This window comes from Paracoccus aminophilus JCM 7686 (assembly GCF_000444995.1).
In the GTDB taxonomy this organism is placed as follows: Bacteria; Pseudomonadota; Alphaproteobacteria; order Rhodobacterales; family Rhodobacteraceae; genus Paracoccus; species Paracoccus aminophilus.
Map to the genome: position 1 here is coordinate 3,314,098 of NC_022041.1, position 17,782 is coordinate 3,331,879.

The window sequence follows — 17,782 nt, forward strand, 5'->3', positions numbered from 1 at the left end:
AGGGTTTCGATTATTCTGCGACAGCCACGCTCACGAAGCCTGAGCTTCGTCAACGAGAACGGTCCAGCGTTTCGTCTTCGAAATCGGTGCACATTCGATGATGCGAACGGTGTCACCGGTCTTGAACTGGTTTTCAGCGTCATGAGCGCGATATTTCTTCGAGCTCCGGACGATTTTGTGCAGCACGGGGTGCTTGAAGCGGCGCTCGACCAGAACCGTGACGGTCTGTTCGTTTTTATCGCTGACCACTTTGCCTTGCAGGATGCGCTTGGGCATAGTCCGGGCTCCTTAGTTCGACGCCGCGGCTTCCGCCGCTTTCTGGTTCAGAATGGTTTTCACACGAGCAACGTCACGACGGACGGCGCGCATGCGGGCGGTCGACTCGAGCTGGCCGGTGGCCTGCTGGAAACGCAGGTTGAAGGCTTCCTTTTTCAGCGCGATCAGCTGCTCGCGCAGTTGTTCGGGCGTCTTGGACGTCAGTTCTTGCGCTTTCATGCGCCTTTTCCTTTCAACATCACCGGAGGGCCCCTGCGTGCAGGGCCACCCTGATTCCGGTGGAGCTTCATGATGAAGCCTTGCCTGTACAGGCCCGGCCCCGGTTTTGCAAGCCTTCATTGGAAAAGCTGCAAATAGCAGGCCCCGCCGGCAGAACCGGCGGGGCCCGTGTCTTGGAAGATGCGCCTTAGCGCACCCGACTTACCAGTCTTCGCGCTGAACGATGCGAGTCAGGACCGGAAGTTTCTGAGCGCCGAGGCGCAGAGCTTCGCGGGCGATCTCATCGCTCACACCGTCGATCTCGAACATGATCCGGCCGGGGTGGACGCGGGCGGCCCAGTAATCGACCGAGCCTTTACCTTTACCCATCCGAACCTCGGTGGGTTTACCGGTGACCGGGAGATCCGGGAAAATCCGAATCCAAACGCGGCCTTGGCGCTTCATGTGGCGGGTGATCGCACGACGGGCAGCCTCGATCTGGCGCGCAGTGACGCGCTCCGGCTCGGTGGCTTTCAGTGCAAAGGAGCCGAAGTTCAGGTTGAAGCCGCCTTTGGCTTCGCCGTGGATCCGGCCCTTGTGCTGTTTGCGGAACTTCGTCCGTTTCGGTTGCAGCATTTGCGTCTACTCCTTAACGCGCGTCGCGGTCGCGGCGCGGGCCGCGCGGGGCGGGACCTTCCTGCGACTCGGCCGCACGGCGGTCATGAGCCTGCGGATCATGTTCCATGATCTCGCCTTTGAAGATCCAGACCTTCACGCCGATGATCCCGTAGGGCGTCGTGGCTTCCGACAAAGCATAGTCGATGTCGGCGCGGAGCGTGTGCAGCGGCACACGACCTTCACGATACCATTCGGTCCGGGCGATCTCGGCACCGCCAAGACGGCCACCGACGTTCACACGGATGCCCAGGGCGCCCATGCGCATCGCGTTCTGCACCGCACGCTTCATGGCGCGACGGAACGAGACACGACGCTCGAGCTGCTGAGCGATCGATTCGGCGACCAGCTGAGCATCGACTTCCGGCTTGCGGACCTCGACGATGTTCAGGTGCAGTTCGGACTGCGTGAAGTTCGCCAGTTTCTTGCGCAGCGTCTCGATATCGACGCCTTTTTTGCCGATGATGACGCCAGGACGGGCGGCATGGATCGTGACACGCGCTTTCTTGTGCGGGCGCTCGATGATGACTTTGGCGATACCGGCTTGCTTGGCTTCATTGTGGATGAAGTCGCGGATCTTGAGATCCTCGAGCAGCAGGTTGCCGTAGTCTTTGTCATCCGCATACCAGCGGCTGTCCCAGGTGCGGTTGACCTGAAGACGCATCCCAATCGGGTTTACCTTCTGACCCATTATGCACGCTCCCCGGCTTCGATGGCTTCGACCTGACGGACCTTGATGGTGATTTCCGAGAACGGCTTCATGATCTTGCCATACCGGCCACGAGCACGCGGGCGACCGCGCTTCATGACCAGGTTCTTGCCGACCCATGCCTCGGCGACGACGAGACCGTCGACGTCCAGGTTATGGTTGTTTTCGGCGTTGGCGATGGCCGACTGAAGGCATTTCTTCACATCGATCGCGACCCGTTTTTTCGAGAAGGTGAGATCGGCCAGAGCCTTCTCGACCTTCTTGCCGCGGATCAGCGCAGCAACGAGGTTCAGCTTCTGAGGCGAGGTGCGAAGCATTTTGATCTTCGCAAAGGCCTCATTGTCCGCCACGCGGCGCGGATTCTGTTCCTTACCCATGGCGATTACTTCCTCTTCGCTTTCTTGTCAGCTGCGTGACCGTAGTAGGTCCGCGTCGGCGAATATTCACCGAACTTCTGGCCGATCATCTCTTCGCTGATCGTGACCGGAATGTGCTTGTGGCCGTTGTAGACCCCGAAGGTCAGACCAACGAATTGCGGCAGGATCGTCGAGCGACGCGACCAGATCTTGATCACATCCGACTTGCCCGAGTCGCGAGCTTTCTCTGCTTTTTTCAGCAGATAGGCGTCAACAAAGGGGCCTTTCCAAACAGAACGTGCCATAGGTTAACGCCCCTTCTTCTTCGCGTGGCGCGACCGCAAGATGTACTTGTCAGTCGTCTTGTTCCGGCGGGTCTTGTTACCCTTGGTGCCTTTACCCCAGGGGGTAACCGGGTGACGGCCACCCGAGGTGCGGCCTTCACCACCACCATGCGGGTGGTCGATCGGGTTCATCGCGACACCGCGGACGCTCGGGCGGATACCGAAGTGACGGTTACGACCGGCTTTACCGAGGTTTTGGTTCGAGTGATCAGCGTTCGAAACTGCGCCGATCGTCGCCATGCATTCCTGACGGACCAGACGCAGCTCGCCCGAGGACAGGCGGATCTGTGCATAGCCACCGTCGCGGCCGACGAACTGGGCGTAGGTGCCAGCCGAACGTGCGATCTGACCGCCTTTACCCGGCTTCAGTTCGACGTTGTGGACGATCGTGCCGATCGGCATGCCCGAGAACGGCATGGCGTTGCCCGGCTTCACGTCAACTTTGGCGCCAGCGATGACTTTATCGCCGACAGCAAGACGCTGCGGAGCAAGGATATAGGCCTGCTCGCCGTCTTCGTATTTCACAAGCGCGATGAACGCGGTGCGGTTGGGGTCGTATTCGATCCGTTCAACCGTCGCAGCAATATCGAACTTCGTGCGTTTAAAATCGACGATGCGATAGAGACGCTTCGCCCCGCCGCCTTTGCGGCGCATCGTGATCCGTCCGGTGTTGTTCCGGCCGCCGTTCTTGGTCAGACCCTCAGTGAGGCTCTTGACCGGGCGACCTTTCCAAAGCTCCGAACGGTCGATCAGAACCAGCCCGCGCTGGCCAGGCGTAGTCGGTTTATACGACTTCAATGCCATCTTTCTGTCTTCCGTTGCTTTGGACCTGGGTGGTCCGTTTCGTCAAAAGATGAACGGCCCCGCTGCCGGGGCCGTCGATTCGTGGGTCTATATCAGAGGCCCGTCGAGACGTCGATGGTGTTACCCGCCTCGAGCGTGACATAGGCTTTCTTGACATCCGAGCGAACGCCCGGACGGCCTTTGAAGCGCTTGACTTTGCCTTTGGTGATGGTGGTGTTGACCGCCTTCACCTTGACGCCGAACAGCGTTTCGACAGCTTCCTTGATCTGCGGCTTGTTGGCCGATTTGGCGACCTGGAAGACGACGCCGTTGGATTCCCCAACGAGCGTTGCCTTTTCGGTGATCAGGGGCTTCACGAGAACATCGTAATGTTCCGGCTTGGCAGTCGCTTTGGTTTCTTTGCTCATTTCAGGCGAGCCTCCAGAGCTTCGACACCGGCGCGGGTGATCACGAGCGTGTCACGACGCAGGATGTCATAGACGTTGGCACCGATCGACGGCAGAACGTCCACACCCTCGAGGTTACGCGCGGCGCGAGCGAAGTTCTCGTTCACGTCGGCGCCATCGATGATGAGCACGCGCTTCCAGCCGTTTTCTTTGACCGCTTTTGCAACGGCCGCAGTTTTGGCGTCGGTGATGTTCAGGCTGTCAACGATGACGAGCTCGCCCGCTGCGACTTTCGCCGAGAGAGCATGCTTGAGGCCGAGTGCGCGCACTTTCTTCGGAAGATCGAAGGCATGCGAACGCGGGGTCGGGCCCTTGTAGACACCACCCGAGCGGAAGATCGGCGCCTTGCGCGAACCGTGGCGAGCGCCGCCGGTGCCTTTTTGGCGATAGATCTTCTTGGTCGAATAGCTGACATCGGACTTGCCGAGAACCGAGTGGGTCCCCTGCTGAGCCTTCGCGCGCTGCCAGCGCACGACGCGGTGCAGAAGGTCCGCACGCGGCTCCAGACCGAAGATGTCATCGCTCAGTTCGATATCACCAGCTTTGCCGGCATCGAGCTTGATCACATCAAGTTTCATCAGTTATCTCCTTCCGGCGCAGCAGCTTCGGCGGAAACCTGAGCCTCGGCAGAAGCCTTGGCGCGCGTCGCAGCCGGGAAGACCGTGCTTTCAGCCTGCGGCTTTTTCACGGCATCCTTGATCGTGACCCAGCCACCTTTCGAGCCCGGAACCGAACCTTTGACAAGGATCAGGCCGCGGTCTGCATCGGTCCGAACGACCTGCAGGTTCTGGGTGGTGACGCGAACGGCACCCATGTGGCCAGGCATTTTCTTGCCTTTGAACACTTTGCCCGGATCCTGGCACTGACCGGTCGAGCCGATCGAGCGGTGCGAGATCGAGACGCCGTGCGAGGCACGAAGACCGCCGAAGTTGTGGCGTTTCATACCACCGGCGAAGCCTTTACCGATCGAGGTGCCGGCGATGTCGACGAACTGACCTGCGAAATAGTGGTCGGCGATGATTTCTTCGCCCACGTTCACAAGGTTTTCTTCCGACACGCGGAATTCCGCGATCTTGCGCTTCGGCGCGACATTCGCTTTCGCGAAATGGCCACGCAGAGCAGCGGTCGTGCGCTTGGCTTTCGCCTCGCCTGCACCGAGTTGAAGCGCGACATAGCCGTCTTTTTCAACGGTGCGCTGAGCGACGACCTGAAGGTTGTCGAGTTGAAGAACGGTCACAGGAACCTGCTTGCCGTCTTCGAGGAAAAGCCGGGTCATGCCCAGCTTCTTGGCGATTACACCAGTCCGCAGCATATGAGCCTCCTTAGACCTTGATCTCGACGTCCACGCCAGCAGCGAGGTCGAGCTTCATCAGCGCGTCCACGGTCTGGGGGGTCGGGTCAACGATGTCGAGAAGACGCTTGTGCGTACGGATTTCCCACTGGTCACGCGACTTCTTGTCAATGTGCGGACCGCGCAGAACGGTGAATTTCTCGATTTTGTTCGGCAGCGGAATCGGGCCACGAACCTGAGCGCCGGTGCGCTTGGCAGTGTTCACGATTTCCTGCGTGCTGGCATCCAGAACGCGGTAGTCGAACGCTTTCAGCCGGATGCGGATATTCTGGCTTTGCATTGTCATCCCTCTTGCGGGGAGTTCCAGTTGAGAGGCTGACAGCACACCACGCACCGCCAGCGTCGAACCGTAAAAATAAGAGCAGGCCGCCCGATTACATGGCGACCCGACATATGGCAACCGATTCTTTCAGAAAAGCAGGGGAACGGTAGCGATGTGGGCTTATGCAGGAATTACATCGAAGCGTCAAGCGTCAGGTCTGGCTTGCTCGAGAACCCGGCCAACTAGCACCTTCATTTCTTCGATCTCGGATCTGGTTGGAGGAGCCTCACGCCGCCGGAAACTTCTGCTCATTGCGGAGGCCTGCCGCGCAGCATCTGCAACTCCATTTGTAATAAATCCGTCGTGAGACAGTGCGTCAATCAGCCTCTCATAGGAACGCCGATCGATCCGGGTATACTTTGCACGAGTCCGGCCATCAATCTCTGGGGAACTGGCAATTTCCTCAAGGTGATCTCGAGCACCGCTCCAGAGCTCTGATATATCGTCCTTGGTATAGCTTTCGCTCTCAGAAGCCTCAGGACCGGCTCCCGCGATATCCTCGTCCGGCCTTTCACTTTCGATCTGATTACTTTCAATCCGACCAACCTGTGAAGAGAGACCAGCCAGAACCTCGGACAGTGCCTCTGTCTTTTCTTTCATCAATTTCAGTGCATGATCCATATTGTCAACGTGCCCGTCGACCGCGCGCTTGGAGGCGTCAATGGCACTCTGTATGTTTGCGACTTTTCCCCCAAACAGCTTCGCGCCCAAGAGAACCCCACCGCCCGCTGCAAGAATAGTTAATATACCATTTAAAAGCGCACCCTGCGCCTCAGACAGATTCGTCCAAAAAATATCAAGCACAGCGCTCTCCAAAAGCAATCGCTCAAACATCTCCACTGAAGGCCCTGTTTCCCAGAAATGTGGAAGAACCGGGCTCCGTGATTGAAGTGCCTGGAATCTTTAGATTTTGCAACTGACTTATCAAACTCAAAAGGCCGCCCTTTTGGGGCGGCCTTTCTCATCGCGATATCCGGTTGCCCGGATCATCCGATGTAAGCGGCGGTCGGATGCGCAAAAGCGCATCCGGAACCAATCACTTCAGGATCTTCGAGACGACGCCTGCACCAACGGTGCGGCCACCTTCGCGGATCGCGAAGCGCAGTTTCTCTTCCATCGCGATCGGAGCGATCAGCTCGACCGTGAACTTCAGGTTGTCGCCCGGCATCACCATCTCGGTGCCTTCCGGCAGCTTCACGGTGCCGGTGACGTCGGTGGTGCGGAAGTAGAACTGCGGACGGTAGTTCGCGAAGAACGGCGTGTGACGGCCACCTTCCTCTTTGGTGAGGATATAGGCTTCGGCTTCGAACTCGGTGTGCGGGTTAACCGATTTCGGTTTGCACAGAACCTGACCACGCTCGACGCCGTCACGGTCAACACCGCGCAGCAGAACGCCGACGTTGTCGCCAGCTTCCCCACGGTCCAGCAGTTTGCGGAACATTTCCACGCCCGTGCAGGTCGTTTTCTTGGTGTCGCGGATGCCGACGATTTCGAGTTCGTCGCCAACGTTCACAGCGCCACGCTCGATACGACCGGTCACAACCGTACCACGGCCCGAGATCGAGAACACGTCTTCGATCGGCATCAGGAACGGCAGATCGATCGCGCGCTCCGGGGTCGGGATATAGGCGTCAACGGCGTCGAGCAGCGCGCGGATCGAGTTCTCACCGATCTCGGCATCGCGACCTTCCAGAGCGGCCAGAGCCGAACCCTTGATGATCGGGATATCGTCGCCGGGGTAGTCGTAGGACGACAGAAGCTCACGAACTTCCATCTCGACCAGCTCGAGCAGTTCCTCGTCATCAACCTGGTCAACCTTGTTCAGGTAGACGACCATGTACGGAATGCCGACCTGACGGCCGAGCAGGATGTGCTCGCGCGTCTGCGGCATCGGGCCGTCAGCTGCGTTCACAACCAGGATCGCGCCGTCCATCTGTGCCGCGCCCGTGATCATGTTCTTCACATAGTCAGCGTGGCCGGGGCAGTCGACGTGGGCGTAGTGACGGTTCGGGGTCTCGTATTCGACGTGCGCCGTCGAAATCGTGATCCCGCGCGCACGCTCTTCCGGAGCGCCATCGATCTGGTCGTAGGCTTTGAATTCACCGAAATACTTCGTGATCGCAGCGGTCAGCGTGGTTTTGCCGTGGTCAACGTGGCCGATCGTGCCGATGTTGACGTGCGGTTTCGTACGTTCAAACTTTGCCTTTGCCATAAGCAGGGCTCCTTAACTTCATGAGTTCGTCATGGAGAGGCGGGACCAAGGCCCCGCCATTCCGATTAGGCGTATTTCTTCTGGATCTCGTCCGAGATGTTCTGCGGCACGGCGTCGTAATGGTCGAACTGCATCGTGAACACTGCACGGCCCGAGGACATCGAGCGCAGGTTGTTGATGTAGCCGAACATATTGGCCAGCGGCACCATCGCGTCGATGACGTTCGCATTGCCGCGCGAGTCCTGACCACGGACCATGCCACGACGGCTGGTCAGGTCGCCGATGATCGAACCGGTGTATTCTTCCGGCGTCACGACTTCCACTTTCATGATCGGCTCGAGCAGTTTTGCCCCTGCCTTGCGCAGACCTTCACGCATCCCGGCACGCGCCGCGATTTCAAAGGCCAGAACCGAGGAGTCGACGTCGTGGAACGCACCATCGATGAGCGCGACCTTGAAGTCGATAACCGGGAAGCCTGCCAGCGGACCGGAGTCCATGACCGACTTGATGCCTTTTTCGACACCCGGGATGTATTCCTTCGGAACCGCACCACCGACGATCTTGGATTCGAACGAGTAACCCTCGCCCGGCTCCGTCGGGGTGATCTGCAGCTTGATACGCGCAAACTGGCCGGTACCACCGGTCTGTTTCTTGTGCGTGTAGTCGATCTCGGCCGGCTGCGAGATGGTCTCGCGGTAAGCCACCTGCGGCGCACCGATATTCGCCTCGACCTTGAACTCGCGCTTCATGCGGTCGACAAGGATGTCGAGGTGAAGTTCGCCCATGCCCTTCATGATCGTCTGGCCCGATTCTTGATCGGTTTCGACGCGGAAGGACGGGTCTTCGGCTGCCAGGCGCTGAAGGGCGAGGCCCATCTTTTCCTGGTCGGCTTTCGACTTCGGCTCGACGGCGATCTCGATCACCGGCTGCGGGAAGGTCATGGTTTCGAGAACCACCGGCTTCGCCGGATCGCAGAGGGTGTCACCGGTGGTGGTCTCTTTCAGACCGGCCAGCGCGATGATGTCGCCTGCGAAAGCTTCTTCGATCTCTTCGCGGTTGATGGCGTGCATGACCATCATACGACCGACGCGCTCACGCTTGCCTTTGGTCGCATTCATCATCTGGTCGCCTTTTTTCAGGGCGCCCGAATAGATGCGGGTAAAGGTCAGCGAGCCGACGAAGGGGTCGTTCATGATCTTGAACGCAAGCGCCGAGAAGGGATCAGCGTCCGAAGGTTTCCGAACGATGTCGCGGGTTTCGGTCTCGTCGTCCGGGGCAAAGCCCAGCAGATCCGGAACATCGGTCGGTGCCGGCAGGAAGTCGATCACCGCGTTCAGCAGCAGCTGGACGCCTTTGTTCTTAAACGCCGAACCGGCCATGACCGGGAAGAACGACATCGACAGCGTGCCCTTGCGGAGCAGCGCGCGCAGCGTATCCTCGTCGGGCTCGTTGCCCTCGAGGTAAGCTTCCATCGCGTCGTCGTCCATTTCGACGGCGAGTTCGATCATCTTGCCGCGCCATTCGTCGGCCAGATCCTTGAGCTCTTCACGGATCGGTTGACGGACCCAGGAAGCCCCGACGTCCTCACCTTTCCAGACCCACTCTTCCATCTTGATCAGGTCGATCGCGCCTTCCAGCGTGTCCTCGGCGCCGATCGGCAGAGCGATCGGGCAAGGGATACCGCCGGTGCGGTCTTTGATCATGTGCACGCACTTGAAGAAGTCGGCGCCGATCTTGTCCATCTTGTTGACGAAGACGATCCGCGGAACTTTGTAGCGGTCAGCCTGACGCCAGACGGTTTCGGTCTGCGGCTCAACACCAGCGTTGCCGTCGAGAAGGCAGATCGCCCCGTCGAGAACTGCCAGCGAACGCTCGACTTCGATGGTGAAGTCAACGTGGCCGGGGGTGTCGATGATGTTGAACTTGTGACGAAGCTCTTGATCCGCAGTGAACTCGGTATCTTCGTGCTTCTGCCAGAAGGTCGTGGTGGCAGCCGACGAGATGGTGATCCCGCGCTCGGCTTCCTGTTCCATGAAGTCCATGGTGGACGCACCGTCGTGCGTCTCACCCATTTTGTGGTTCTTGCCGGTGTAGAACAGGATACGCTCGGTCGTCGTGGTTTTACCCGCGTCGATGTGAGCCATAATCCCAAAGTTGCGATACCGTTCGAGCGGATATTCGCGTGCCATAGACGTTCCTTCCGTTTACCAGCGGTAGTGGCTGAACGCTTTGTTCGCGTCGGCCATCTTGTGGGTGTCTTCGCGTTTCTTGACCGCGGTACCACGGCCATTGACGGCATCGGACAGCTCACCGGCCAGACGCTCTTCCATGGTGTGCTCGTTGCGGTTTTTCGCAGCGGTGATCAGCCAACGGATAGCAAGAGCTTCGCGACGGGTCGGGCGAACCTCGACCGGAACCTGGTAGGTTGCACCACCAACGCGACGCGAGCGCACTTCGACCGAAGGCTTCACGTTGTCGAGGGCTTCGTGGAAGACTTCGATCGGCTCGCGCTTCAGCTTGCCCTCAACGCGCTCGAGCGCGCTGTAGACGATGCGTTCGGCGGTCGATTTCTTACCGTCAACCATCAGGTTGTTCATGAATTTCGTCAGAACCCGATCGCCATATTTGGCGTCAGGAAGGACTTCGCGTTTTTCAGCGGCGTGACGACGTGACATCTGTGCCTCTCCTTACTTCGGACGCTTCGCGCCGTATTTCGAACGACGCTGACGACGGTCTTTGACGCCTTGGGTATCCAGAACACCGCGGAGGATGTGGTAACGGACACCCGGAAGGTCTTTGACGCGGCCGCCGCGGATCAGCACGACGCTGTGTTCCTGCAGGTTGTGCTTTTCGCCCGGGATGTAGGAGATGACCTCGAAGCCATTCGTCAGACGCACTTTGGCGACTTTACGCATAGCGGAGTTCGGTTTCTTCGGCGTCGTGGTGTAGACGCGCGTGCATACGCCGCGTTTCTGCGGGCATGACTGAAGGTGCTGCGACTTCGAGCGCTGCACCTTGGGCTGCCGCGGTTTGCGGATCAGCTGTTGGATCGTCGGCATTCGGTTCCCCGTCTTGCTTTCGTCAATACTCGCGGACCTGATGGCCGCGCCACTTCTCGACAGCGTCTTGCGCGAATCACAAAACGCCAAACCCATCCAGCCCTCAGATGAGGATGGACGGGAATTCCAGATAATTCAGGCATGTAGGCCCAAATTGTGACCAGTTTGGTTCTGGGCCCCGGAACTGAGACATTCTCCGGGTAGCGCGGCTATAGGAAGATTCCCCCGCTGAGTCAACAGGAGCAAGGGTTTCGCGGGGTTTGGCCCGGTCATTCCCGCGTGAAGCGGCGCCCGCGTGGGCCCTGCCCTGCCCCGACGCTCTCGCCCCAGCGCGTTGGCCTATCCGGCCTCGTGGCTTTCGCGCGCGACCAGATCAAGCGCCGCGCGGTCGATGCCGAAGCGACGACCAAGCAGCTCGGCGAAGTCGGTATCGGTATCATCGACGCCGTAACCCGCGCCGACCTCGCCCGAGTCATTATCGGCATGGATCAGCCGCAGAAACATGCGCTTTTGGCCAAAGGTCAGAACCGGCATCCGGGTCGCAAGCCGCCAATGCTCAAAGTCGATCGCAGTCTGAGGCGTCTCGGCGGGAAGATAGACGGTCAGCGCCGCGGTCGAGAGATAGATAAAGCGGCTCGTGAGGCGAACGCCGTCCGGCTCGACCTTGCCGACGACGCCGAGCGCATAGTCACAGGCGAGCTTGCGGCTGCGCTGCCAGATCGCGCGCGCGCCCATGAAATCGCGCTTGGCCGAGGCGATATAGTCGAGCGCGATCGCATCGTCATCATCATGGCGGAAATGCCCGACCACCTCCGCATCCGGGTCGATATGTGGTTGGATTGCCGCGCGGCAGGCCTCGAGATAGCGCTCTTGCGGTTCGATCAGCGAGAGGCGGATCGCGGGGATCTCGGCCTCGAGCTCGCGCAGGCGCGAGAGATAGGGCTCGGGCAGATCGGGACAAGCCATCATCACCAGCGTGAAATCCTCGTCGCTCTGGCTGACGAGCCCGGGCAGCGCGACGGTTTCAAACCAGTTCCAACGGCGGCGCAGCCGGGCCGGATCGTAAAGCACCGCCTTGCGGTCGGCCACCGTCTCGTGGCGCTGCTGATGACCGCCAAGTCCGGCATATGAAAACCGGCAAAGACCCAGCATCTGAAGGCGCATTAACTCTCCCTCGCGATCCGGGCCTCGCGCCAGATCGAATAAAGTCCGGCGCCGACGATCAGCACCGCACCGGTCTGCGTCCAGACATCCGGCCATTTGCCGAAGACGACCGCCCCCATGATGATCGCCCAGACCAGAGCCGTATAGCGGAACGGCGCGACAAACGAGATCTCACCGATCCGCACCGTCGCGATCGCCGCAACATACGAGACCGCGATGAACCCCGCCGCCAGCGCCATCAGCCCGACCTCGCCCGCCGTCATCGGCTGCCAGCTTTCGGTCGGCAGCATCGCCAGCCCGAAAAGCGTGACCGAGCCCGCCGCGTAAAAGGCGATGGTGGTCGAGCTGACCCGGGGCGAAACCACACGCGAGGTCAGATCCCGCCCGACGATCAGAATGACCGAGGCCAGCACCGCCAGCGCCCAGATATCGAAGGCCGAACTGCCCGGACGCAGAATGATGAGCATACCCAGAAAGCCCACGAAGATCGCGGCCAACCGCCGCCGCCCCAGCTTTTCGCGAAAGACCACGGCGGCGGCCAGCGTGACCAGAAGCGGCAGCGACTGGAAAATCGCCGACAGATCGGCAAGCGCCATCCGGCGCAGCGCATAAAGGTAAAGGATGGTCGAGCTGACCTCGAAAACCGAGCGCAGCAGCACCGCGGCGAAATCGCGCGGCGCCAGCCGCAGCTTCAACCCGCCCTGTCGGCGCGCGTAAAGCATCATCAGCGGCAGGATGAAGATGCCTCGCATCACCACCGCCTGATAAAGCGGCACGGTTTCGGTCACGAGCTTCATGATCGTGTCGTTGCAAACGATGGTCGCGGTGCTCAGGACCATCAGAACGGCAGCGCGCTGGTTCTGCTCGCGCTGGGGATTGGCCGGACCGTCGGCCAGCAGCGGCTCTGGCGACATCAATGGATTGTGCATCCGCGCTTCTCCCCTGCCAAGGAGAGCACCCGCCAGCACCGCTCCTCCTCCATTTCAAAGGGATAGGCCGGGCGCGTCGCTTTGAGAAGGGGGTCCGCATGTCGCAGGACCGGAAGGCGCAGAAGATATCGAGCGCGAGGACGAAGGGGATCAATTCCCAAAGCAAACCGGGCGAATAGAAATGTCGTTCCCGGTGCCACCTATAAGGTAGCAGAGGAATATAGCTTGATCGTGCTGAATAAACGCTTCGTGGACGCGCGCGCCAGTCGGCATGGGTCCCAAGTTTGACGCAATAGGGATAGCGGAAACTGGTGCTGATGTGAGGATTTTCCCCTCTGTGACAATTTTCACAGATTGCTCAAGTGGAATGTCCTTTGCAAAGCATGGGGCCGCGATCAAAGCGACGACTGCCGCGCAGTAACTAGCGTTTTTTCGTTTCATAATGAGCCCTTGCGTTGACGATGCAGGGAACTTTGGGCTGCGGCCGATTGGAAAAGCAAGTGACAGATTTTGCAAACTTTATCCTGGCGGCAGATACGAAACGCAAACGCAGGGCGGTATCGAGAAGCACCTGCGCAAAAGAAAAGGCCCGGCGCGGGGCCGGGCCTTTCCAATCAGTGAACGGGCAGGATCATTCCTGCTCGTCGGAGGTCGTCACGACGACCGCTTCGACAACCTCGGGCGCGACCAGAGCGGCAGCGGCCTCGGCCTCGGTGCGACGGGCCTCGATGACATCGGCATCACGATCCGCGGCAATCTTACGGATGCGGGCTGCCGCGCCACCGGTCCCGGCCGGGATCAGACGGCCGACGATGACGTTCTCTTTCAGACCGACGAGCTTGTCGCGCTTGCCCTGAACCGCCGCTTCCGTGAGGACGCGGGTGGTTTCCTGGAACGACGCGGCCGAGATGAAGCTGCGGGTCTGCAGGCTGGCCTTGGTGATGCCCAGAAGCACCGGCTCGCCCACGGCCGGACGACGGCCCTTGGCTTCGATCTTGGCGTTCTCTTCGACAAACTCTTCGCGGTCGACGTTCTCGCCTTTGAGAAGCGTGGTGTCGCCGCTGTCGAGGATCTCGATCTTCTGCAGCATCTGCCGCACGATCACCTCGATGTGCTTGTCGTTGATCTTCACGCCCTGCAGACGGTAAACGTCCTGCACTTCGTCGATCAGATAGTCGGCCAGAGCCTCGATCCCCATGATCCGCAGGATGTCATGCGGCGCCGGGTTGCCGTCCATGATGTAGTCACCCTTCTGCACGAAGTCGCCTTCCTGCACCGGGATGTGCTTGCCTTTCGGCACCATGTATTCGACGGCATCGAGCCCTTCTTGCGCGGGTTCGATCGCGATGCGGCGCTTGTTCTTGTAGTCCTTGCCGAAGCGCACATAACCATCGATTTCAGCGATGATTGCGTGATCTTTCGGACGACGGGCTTCAAAGAGTTCGGCCACACGCGGCAGACCACCGGTGATGTCCTTGGTCTTGGCGCCTTCACGCGGAATACGCGCGATCACGTCACCGGCTTTCACCTCGGCACCATCCTCGATCGAGAGAACGGCGTCGACCGACATCGGATAGCTGACCGGGTTGCCCTGATCGTTGCGAACCGGCTCGCCATCGGCATCCATCAGGATGATTTCCGGCTTGAGCTCGTTGCCTTTCGGCGCCGAACGCCAATCGGTCACGATCTTCTGGGTCATGCCAGTCGCTTCGTCGGTGTCGTCGCGAACCGAGATGCCCGAGAGCAGGTCGACATAGCGCGCCACACCGGCCTTTTCGGCGATGATCGGCAGGGTATAGGGGTCCCATTCGAACAGCTTCTGACCACGGGTCACAGCCTCGCCCTCGCGGACAAAGAGCTTCGAGCCGTAGAACAGCTTGTGGCTCGACAGAGCCTCGCCGGTCGCGCTCATGACGTGAAGCTGCATCGAACGGCTCATGACGATCAGCTCGCCATTTTCGTTCGCCAGCAGGCTTTCGTTTTCGAACGCAATCGTGCCGTCCTGCGACGCCGCGATGAAGGACTGCTGACCACCCTGAGCAACGCCGCCGATGTGGAAGGTTCGCATCGTCAGCTGGGTGCCGGGTTCACCGATCGACTGCGCGGCGATAATGCCGACAGCTTCACCGATGTTGACCAGCGTGCCGCGCGCCAGATCGCGACCATAGCACAGCGCGCAAACGCCGTCCTCGGCTTCACAGGTCAGAGCCGAGCGGATGCGCACGGTCTGGATGTTGGCGCGCTCGATCTCGTCAGCCTTACGCTCGTCGATGATCTCGCCGGCGCGGACGATGACGGTGTCTTCGCCCGGAACCAGAACGTCATCGGCAGCGGTCCGGCCCAGAACACGCTCGGAGAGCGGGCTGACGACTTCGCCATCGTTCACAGCTGCCGAAGCGGTGATCGCGCGGTCGGTGCCGCAATCATGCTGACGCACGATGCAGTCCTGAGCGACGTCAACCAGACGACGGGTCAGGTAACCCGAGTTCGCCGTCTTCAGAGCGGTATCCGACAGACCCTTCCGGGCGCCGTGGGTCGAGTTGAAGTATTCAAGAACGGTCAGACCTTCCTTGAAGTTCGAGATGATCGGCGTCTCGATGATCTCGCCGTTCGGCTTGGCCATCAGGCCGCGCATCCCGCCGAGCTGTTTCATCTGCGTGACCGAGCCCCGCGCACCGGAGTGCGCCATCATATAGACCGAGTTCGGTTCCGCTTCCGAGCCATCCGCATCATGCTTCACGGCCGAGATCGTCGACATCATCGCATCGGTGACGCGGTCGTTGCACTTCGACCAGGCGTCGACGACTTTGTTGTACTTCTCGCCCTGGGTGATGAGGCCGTCCAGATACTGCTGTTCGAACTCTTTGACCTGATCCTGGACTTCTTCGACGATGGTCCATTTGTTGTCCGGAACCACCATATCGTCCTTGCCGAACGAGATGCCCGCGCGGAATGCCGAACGGAAACCCAGCGACATGATCTGGTCACAGAAGATCACCGATTCCTTCTGGCCGCAGTAGCGGTAGACGGTGTCGATGACGCTCTGGATGTCTTTCTTGCGCAGCAGACGGTTGACCATCTCGAAGGGCGCTTTCGCGTTCTTCGGCAGCAAGGCACCAAGGCGCAGACGGCCCGGCGTGGTTTCGAAGCGTTTGACGACTTCGTTGCCGTTCTCGTCGATCTGCGGCAGACGCGCGGTGATCTTGGCGTGCAGATGCACCTCACCGGCGGCAAGGGCGTGCTCAACCTCGTCGAGGTTCGCAAAGATCGAGCCTTCGCCCTTCATGCCTTCGCGCATCATGGTCGTGTAGTAGAGACCAAGGACCATATCCTGCGACGGAACGATGATCGGCGCGCCGTTGGCGGGCGACAGAACGTTGTTCGTCGACATCATCAGGACGCGCGCTTCCAACTGCGCTTCAAGCGACAGCGGGACGTGAACGGCCATCTGGTCGCCGTCGAAGTCGGCGTTGAAGGCCGAGCAGACCAGCGGGTGAAGCTGGATCGCTTTACCTTCGATCAGGATCGGTTCGAACGCCTGGATGCCCAGACGGTGCAGCGTCGGCGCGCGGTTCAGAAGAACCGGATGCTCGCGGATGACCTCGTCGAGGATATCCCAAACCTCGGGACGCTCTTTCTCGACCAGCTTCTTCGCCTGTTTGACGGTCGAAGACAGACCCTTCGCCTCAAGACGCGAATAGATGAACGGCTTGAACAGCTCGAGCGCCATTTTCTTCGGCAGACCGCACTGATGCAGCTTGAGCTCCGGGCCGGTCACGATGACCGAACGCCCCGAGAAGTCGACGCGTTTACCCAGAAGGTTCTGACGGAAGCGACCTTGCTTACCCTTCAGCATGTCCGACAGCGACTTCAGCGGGCGCTTGTTGTTGCCCGTGATGACGCGGCCGCGACGGCCGTTGTCAAACAAAGCATCGACCGATTCCTGCAGCATCCGCTTTTCGTTGCGCACGATGATATCGGGCGCACGAAGCTCGATCAGGCGCTTCAGACGGTTGTTACGGTTGATGACGCGGCGATAGAGATCGTTCAGGTCCGAGGTCGCGAAACGGCCACCATCCAGCGGAACCAGCGGACGCAGTTCCGGCGGGATGACCGGGATCACGGTCATGATCATCCATTCGGGACGGTTGCCCGACTCGAGGAACGACTCAACGATTTTGAGGCGTTTAATGATCTTTTTCGGCTTCAGCTCGCCGGTCGCCTCTTTCAGATCCTCGCGGAGCTGTTCGGCGGTCGCGGCAAGATCGATATTGGCCAGCATCGCGCGGATCGCTTCAGCACCGATATCGGCGGTGAAAGCGTCGGCGCCATATTGGTCCTGCGCGTCCATGAACTCTTCCTCGGTCAAGAGCTGACCATAGGTGAGATCCGTCAGACCCGGCTCGATGACGACGTAGTTCTCGAAGTAGAGAATACGCTCGAGATCGCGCAGCGTCATGTCGAGCATGAGGCCGATCCGGCTCGGAAGCGATTTCAGGAACCAAATGTGAGCGACCGGAGCGGCCAGCTCGATATGGCCCATGCGCTCGCGGCGGACCTTTTGCAGCGTGACTTCAACGCCGCATTTCTCGCAGACGAGGCCGCGATATTTCATGCGCTTGTATTTGCCGCACAGGCATTCGTAGTCCTTGATCGGGCCAAAAATGCGCGCGCAGAACAGGCCGTCACGCTCGGGCTTGAACGTGCGGTAGTTGATGGTTTCCGGCTTCTTCACCTCACCGAAAGACCAGGCGAGGATTTCCTCCGGCGAGGCGAGCGAGATCTTGATCTCGTCGAACTGACGCGGGGAGGCCAGCGGGTTAAGGGGGTTGTTGGCGAGTTCCTGGTTCATTTTCAATTCCTAATGAGTGGCGCGGGGGAGCGAGGGGGCAGGCACAAGGCCCGCCCGACCGGGTGGCGTAGGGTGGGCTTCAGCC

Annotated in this window: 19 protein-coding genes; all 19 read right to left on the bottom strand. The window is 60.0% G+C overall.

Annotated elements, in window-relative coordinates; translation table 11 throughout:
• Nucleotides 1–30 precede the first annotated feature (30 nt).
• The 19 genes from rpsQ to rpoC all read right to left on the bottom strand — a co-directional run bounded on the left by rpsQ (nt 31) and on the right by rpoC (nt 17,697).
• Entirely contained in the window at nt 31–276 is a 246-nt protein-coding gene (gene rpsQ, locus JCM7686_RS16195) for a 30S ribosomal protein S17 (RefSeq protein WP_020951874.1), read from the bottom strand.
• Between the two features lie 12 nt (nt 277–288).
• A complete protein-coding gene (gene rpmC, locus JCM7686_RS16200) occupies nt 289–495 on the bottom strand; it encodes a 50S ribosomal protein L29 (RefSeq protein WP_020951875.1) in 207 nt (68 codons plus the stop codon).
• A 201-nt stretch (nt 496–696) separates the two neighbouring features.
• A complete protein-coding gene (gene rplP / locus JCM7686_RS16205) occupies nt 697–1,110 on the bottom strand; it encodes a 50S ribosomal protein L16 (RefSeq protein ID WP_020951876.1) in 414 nt (137 codons plus the stop codon).
• Nucleotides 1,111–1,123: 13 nt separating this feature from the next.
• Nucleotides 1,124–1,840: a 30S ribosomal protein S3 gene (gene rpsC / locus JCM7686_RS16210; protein WP_020951877.1), complete on the bottom strand. Its 717-nt coding sequence runs from the start codon at nt 1,838–1,840 to the stop codon at nt 1,124–1,126.
• A complete protein-coding gene (gene rplV, locus JCM7686_RS16215; RefSeq protein ID WP_020951878.1) occupies nt 1,840–2,235 on the bottom strand; it encodes a 50S ribosomal protein L22 in 396 nt (131 codons plus the stop codon). Before rplV ends, rpsC begins: the two co-directional genes overlap by 1 nt.
• Nucleotides 2,236–2,240: 5 nt before the next feature.
• Nucleotides 2,241–2,519, bottom strand: coding sequence for a 30S ribosomal protein S19 (rpsS, locus tag JCM7686_RS16220; protein WP_020951879.1), 279 nt, complete (start codon nt 2,517–2,519; stop codon nt 2,241–2,243).
• A gap of 3 nt (nt 2,520–2,522) precedes the next feature.
• Complete coding sequence (rplB, locus tag JCM7686_RS16225; RefSeq protein WP_020951880.1) at nt 2,523–3,362, bottom strand: 50S ribosomal protein L2; 840 nt, start codon at nt 3,360–3,362, stop codon at nt 2,523–2,525.
• A gap of 92 nt (nt 3,363–3,454) precedes the next feature.
• The gene (locus tag JCM7686_RS16230; RefSeq protein ID WP_020951881.1) at nt 3,455–3,769 is read right to left on the bottom strand and encodes a 50S ribosomal protein L23; all 315 of its coding nucleotides are present in this window, start codon (nt 3,767–3,769) and stop codon (nt 3,455–3,457) included.
• Entirely contained in the window at nt 3,766–4,386 is a 621-nt protein-coding gene (gene rplD, locus JCM7686_RS16235) for a 50S ribosomal protein L4 (protein ID WP_020951882.1), read from the bottom strand. The genes JCM7686_RS16230 and rplD overlap by 4 nt, the downstream gene beginning before the upstream one ends.
• Nucleotides 4,386–5,117, bottom strand: a complete 732-nt coding sequence (rplC, locus tag JCM7686_RS16240) for a 50S ribosomal protein L3 (RefSeq protein WP_148292680.1) — start codon at nt 5,115–5,117, stop codon at nt 4,386–4,388. Before rplC ends, rplD begins: the two co-directional genes overlap by 1 nt.
• A gap of 13 nt (nt 5,118–5,130) precedes the next feature.
• Nucleotides 5,131–5,439 (bottom strand): 30S ribosomal protein S10, encoded by a 309-nt coding sequence (gene rpsJ / locus JCM7686_RS16245; protein ID WP_010400227.1) that lies wholly within the window; start codon nt 5,437–5,439, stop codon nt 5,131–5,133.
• Nucleotides 5,440–5,625: 186 nt separating this feature from the next.
• Entirely contained in the window at nt 5,626–6,285 is a 660-nt protein-coding gene (locus tag JCM7686_RS16250) for a hypothetical protein (RefSeq protein WP_148292637.1), read from the bottom strand.
• Between the two features lie 232 nt (nt 6,286–6,517).
• A complete protein-coding gene (gene tuf / locus JCM7686_RS16255) occupies nt 6,518–7,693 on the bottom strand; it encodes an elongation factor Tu (protein WP_020951885.1) in 1,176 nt (391 codons plus the stop codon).
• 65 nt (nt 7,694–7,758) lie between these two features.
• On the bottom strand, nt 7,759–9,882 hold the full coding sequence (gene fusA, locus JCM7686_RS16260; RefSeq protein ID WP_020951886.1) for an elongation factor G: 2,124 nt from the start codon (nt 9,880–9,882) through the stop codon (nt 7,759–7,761).
• Nucleotides 9,883–9,897: 15 nt separating this feature from the next.
• A complete protein-coding gene (gene rpsG, locus JCM7686_RS16265; protein WP_020951887.1) occupies nt 9,898–10,368 on the bottom strand; it encodes a 30S ribosomal protein S7 in 471 nt (156 codons plus the stop codon).
• Nucleotides 10,369–10,380: 12 nt separating this feature from the next.
• On the bottom strand, nt 10,381–10,752 hold the full coding sequence (rpsL, locus tag JCM7686_RS16270; protein WP_010399029.1) for a 30S ribosomal protein S12: 372 nt from the start codon (nt 10,750–10,752) through the stop codon (nt 10,381–10,383).
• A 339-nt stretch (nt 10,753–11,091) separates the two neighbouring features.
• Nucleotides 11,092–11,916, bottom strand: coding sequence for a glycosyltransferase (locus tag JCM7686_RS16275; RefSeq protein WP_020951889.1), 825 nt, complete (start codon nt 11,914–11,916; stop codon nt 11,092–11,094).
• Nucleotides 11,916–12,845 (bottom strand): DMT family transporter, encoded by a 930-nt coding sequence (locus JCM7686_RS16280; protein ID WP_020951890.1) that lies wholly within the window; start codon nt 12,843–12,845, stop codon nt 11,916–11,918. Before JCM7686_RS16280 ends, JCM7686_RS16275 begins: the two co-directional genes overlap by 1 nt.
• A gap of 631 nt (nt 12,846–13,476) precedes the next feature.
• On the bottom strand, nt 13,477–17,697 hold the full coding sequence (gene rpoC / locus JCM7686_RS16285; RefSeq protein WP_020951891.1) for a DNA-directed RNA polymerase subunit beta': 4,221 nt from the start codon (nt 17,695–17,697) through the stop codon (nt 13,477–13,479).
• Nucleotides 17,698–17,782 lie beyond the last annotated feature (85 nt).